Here is a 3,803-nt window from a genome sequence, read left to right on the forward strand (position 1 = left end):
AATCGCTCGCAAGCTCGCTGGGACGCTAACACATGGGCTGCGTCACTTCGTTCCTAATTTTAGCCCATGTGTTATCGCCCTTTATGCGGGTGTTATAAGGCGTCAGTCTAAATTACGTCTGGCTTTATAAAAATCCCTTTACAACTGCCCTCACCTTTTCTAATCAGCATCGCTCTGGCTTGTGGTAGGTTTAAATCCGCCGCTTTCAATTCAAAGTTGGTGTAATAGGCGCTTAATCTACAAGTTCTTATTTTCAGCCAGCAAGCGCCATTACACTCGATAGCTCAGATGGCGGCTAGCTTCAGTCAAATCAAAACCTTCACTGCTCAGTCGTTTTGCTTGTTTGTGTTAACTATCAATCGTATGCTGGCGTCAATGATTTTTAAAAAAGACCAAAGGAACTGGCTTTGCTTATAACAAAGCGCTTAAGACCACTCCCTTCGGTCGCTCGGACGCATTTACGCGGGGCGGCTTCGCCATTATGCCCCACGCAACTGCGCCGCTTAGCTTAATGTTATGCGATTGGTGTAACATGGATAAAAAACTAGAACGTTCCAATGCAGATAAAGTCTTGAGAATGCTTACTAATCAAATCAAGGCACTCGGTTTTATGCGAACCAAGCCAACGATCTGGGTCAGAGAACGAGAGCATTTGGTTCAGTTTATTCATATTCACAAATTCACTTTTGGTCCATTTTTTAGAATTCACACGTGTGTCAGACCACTAAACTCTGAGTTGGAATTTGTTGCGTTATTTGGGCCAATCGAGCAGGAACTTAATGAATTAGCCAGATTTGAATATTCCGAAGAACCAAGCTCTATAGAAAAATGTGCGTCGGCTATGTCTCAGTTTATCTCAACATGTTCAGAAGAATGGTATTCAACACATGGTACCTCAACAGCACTGCTGAGTTCTCAATCAGTGCTAGACGCACAGGAACAAATGTCGCTTCGGGAGTCCTTAGATGGCAAATCAAAAGCATCTAACATTGAAAGAACAAGGTTTTTATTAAAAATCGCATAACAAACTGCTGTAGTCGCTCGCAGGCTCGCTGGGACGCAAACACATGGGCTGCGTCGCTTCGCTCCTAAATTATAGCCCAAGTGTTTCCGCCCCTAAGCAGGGTGTTATGTGTCACTATGAAATTGAGTCTTATTGTCGTATTTTATCTTTTTTCTTGGGATGTTATTGCAATGGAGCGCAACACCGGCGTCATTGATAAATTAATTCAAAATAACAATTACTCAGTGGAACTTTGGGAGCCTCGCGGGTTAATACCATCTCCAACCGCAGTCATTATCTCTCTTGAAAAAACAACGAATGAGTTTTTGATTTCGCTAAGGAAAATCCATCTCAATGACGACCTTAATAGCGAGCAAAAGAAAGAACAAATTCAATTGTTAGTTGATCAGCTTCCATGGCTTGATTTTGATACTGAAGAAAGGGAGTTTCTTGCAGACACCATAGCGCCCGCTATTCAGTCTGTTGGGTTCAACCCTTGGAGCATCATTTGAGTAAAACACATAACAAACACATTAAGTCGGTCGCAAGCTCCCTGGGACAGTAACACGTGGGCTCTGTCGCTTCGCTCGGATTTTAGCCCACGTGTTACTGCCCCTTATGTGGATGTTAGGTATCAAAAGGGAATTTGAATTTTTATGGGCTTAAATAAAGATCGAAAACTATTTTCAATTAGATTCGGCTTTACAGGCATAGCTCTTACGGTGTGCGCATTGGCAGTAATATCTTTGGTGTTTCGCCATGAAGGTTTTAGTCAATTGTTAGTTGTAAGCTTTCTAATGTTCGGAGTTCCATTTTTACTATCCAGTATGATTGCAATATTGACTAAGCGCCCCGATTTAAAATCCTTAAAAGGTATGGCTGTCGGTCTCCTTGTGATTTCTATCCTAATTGTGCTCTATTCGACAATTTTAGTGCTAACACATACCGGTGGTGGTGCGAACATAGGCGGTTTAGCTCCTTTGTTTCTTTCTCCATTTTTGTATTGTGTTGGTGGGTATTTGGGCTATAAGTCCGGTGGTTTGTTTTAGCTTGATACCTAACAAACCGATTAACACACTCGCTGCGCTCGTTGGGACGCCTACTCGCTGCGGCTTCGCCATTTTCGCAGCAAGCAGTCGCCCGTTATCGGGGCGTTAGAAGGCGTCAGCCTAAACTGCGTTTGGCTTACTCAAACAATCAGTTCAACTACCTTCACCTGTCTTCACTAGCATCGCTCTGGCTTATGGTAGGTTTAATGTCGCCGCTTTAAATCCTGCGGTTGCGCATTAGGCGCTTCATCGCAAAGTTCTTATTTTGGGTCAACAAGCGCCAATGCGTTTGTTAATTCAAATGGCGGCTTGCCTCAGCTAAATCAAAAACATCACCGCGCTGTCGTTTCTCTTGTTTGCTTTAACAATCAATCGTATGCTGGCTTCAATAGTTTTTAATAAGGCCAACGGAACAGGCTCTGCTTCTAACAAAACGCTTAAGTCGTTCCCTTCGGTCATTGGGACGCTTACACGCGGGGCAACTTCGTTATTATGCCCCACGTGCAATCGCCCCTTAGCTTAGCGTTAGCATCAAGGTGAAACATGGATGACTTTTTAATAAAAATATATCTTGAGCAAGCTGAACAAGAATGTGAAAGATGTTTCAATTCTATAAAAATAATGAATGCGATAATGCAAAAGAAAATTGACGGTGATTTTTTTCAATATGCACTAGATCTAATACACCATGCTGCCGCAATTTCTCGCATTTTTTGGCCTCCAGGAGGAAGAAATAAAGAGAGTAAAAAGCGAGCACAAAGAAGAGGTCAGTTTCTTAGAGACTTACTTGAGTTGCAAAGCGGGCATGCCGTACAAAATCGAGCATTAAGAGACCATTTTGAACACTTCGATGAACGTTTGGATGAGTGGGCAGAAAGTAGTAAAAATAGAAATATAGTACATCAACTATTCGGCCCTCGTAATGCTATTGGTGGAAATGCAATTCAAGACTCAGACATTATTCATCATTTCGATCCGAAAACTAATATATTCGGCTTTCGCGGTGAACATTATAATATTCAGGAACTAGCAACCGGTATAGATGACATTTATCAGAGAATAAAAACAAAAATCGGTGAAATTGATGCTAACAAACACATTAAGCCGCTCGCAGGCTCGCTGGGACAGTAACACGTGGGCTCTGTCGCTTCGCTCTAAATTTTAGCCCACGCATTACTGCCCCTTATGTGGGTGTTATAAGGCGTCAGCCTAAACTGCGTTTGGCTTTATGAAAATCCCAGTGGAACCACCCTCTCCTGTTTTCATTAGCATCGCTCTGGCTTGTGGTAGGTTTAAATCCGCCGCTTTCAATTCAAAGGTGGTGTAATAGGCGCTTTACCTTCAAGCCCTTATTTTCAGACAGCAAGCGCCATTGCACTCGATAGCTGAGATGGCGGCTAGCTTCAGTCAAATCAAAACCGTCACTGCACAGTCGTTTCGCTTGTTTGTGTTAACAATCAATCGTATGCTGGCTTCATTAGTTTTTAAAAAGGCCGAAGGAACAGCCTCTGCTTCTAACAAAGCGCTTAAGTTCACTCCCTTCGGTCGCTCGGACGCTAACATGTGGGCTAACTCGCTTCGCTCGAAATTTTAGCCCACATGCCAGCGCCGCTTAGCTTAATGTTAGATGAACAGGGAAATCTTTTGATTCATAGATTTTTAATAATTTTTGTAGCGCTCTTTTTATCGTCGGCATGCACAACTGGGAAACTGTATTACACCGAAACTTCAGGCAAGAGAGTGTTAGCCTG

Annotated in this window: 5 protein-coding genes; 4 read left to right on the plus strand and 1 reads right to left on the minus strand. The window is 42.8% G+C overall.

Going from position 1 to position 3,803, the window contains the following annotated elements; translation table 11 throughout:
- Positions 1 to 532 precede the first annotated feature (532 nt).
- The 3 genes from BZA03_RS20475 to BZA03_RS20210 all read left to right on the plus strand — a co-directional run bounded on the left by BZA03_RS20475 (position 533) and on the right by BZA03_RS20210 (position 2,052).
- Entirely contained in the window at positions 533 to 1,024 is a 492-nt protein-coding gene (locus tag BZA03_RS20475) for a hypothetical protein (protein ID WP_181417320.1), read from the plus strand.
- 116 nt (positions 1,025 to 1,140) lie between these two features.
- The gene (locus tag BZA03_RS20205) at positions 1,141 to 1,515 is read left to right on the plus strand and encodes a hypothetical protein (RefSeq protein WP_110289706.1); all 375 of its coding nucleotides are present in this window, start codon (positions 1,141 to 1,143) and stop codon (positions 1,513 to 1,515) included.
- Positions 1,516 to 1,659: 144 nt separating this feature from the next.
- Positions 1,660 to 2,052: a hypothetical protein gene (locus BZA03_RS20210; protein ID WP_110289707.1), complete on the plus strand. Its 393-nt coding sequence runs from the start codon at positions 1,660 to 1,662 to the stop codon at positions 2,050 to 2,052.
- Between the two features lie 318 nt (positions 2,053 to 2,370).
- On the opposite strand, the gene BZA03_RS20215 is transcribed toward BZA03_RS20210, so the two are convergent.
- On the minus strand, positions 2,371 to 2,553 hold the full coding sequence (locus BZA03_RS20215; protein ID WP_110289708.1) for a hypothetical protein: 183 nt from the start codon (positions 2,551 to 2,553) through the stop codon (positions 2,371 to 2,373).
- Between the two features lie 42 nt (positions 2,554 to 2,595).
- On the opposite strand from BZA03_RS20215, the gene BZA03_RS20220 reads away from it, so the two are divergent.
- On the plus strand, positions 2,596 to 3,183 hold the full coding sequence (locus tag BZA03_RS20220) for a hypothetical protein (protein ID WP_110289709.1): 588 nt from the start codon (positions 2,596 to 2,598) through the stop codon (positions 3,181 to 3,183).
- Positions 3,184 to 3,803 lie beyond the last annotated feature (620 nt).

This window comes from Alteromonas sp. I10, from assembly GCF_003201515.1.
GTDB classification, from domain to species: Bacteria; Pseudomonadota; Gammaproteobacteria; order Enterobacterales; family Alteromonadaceae; genus Alteromonas; species Alteromonas macleodii.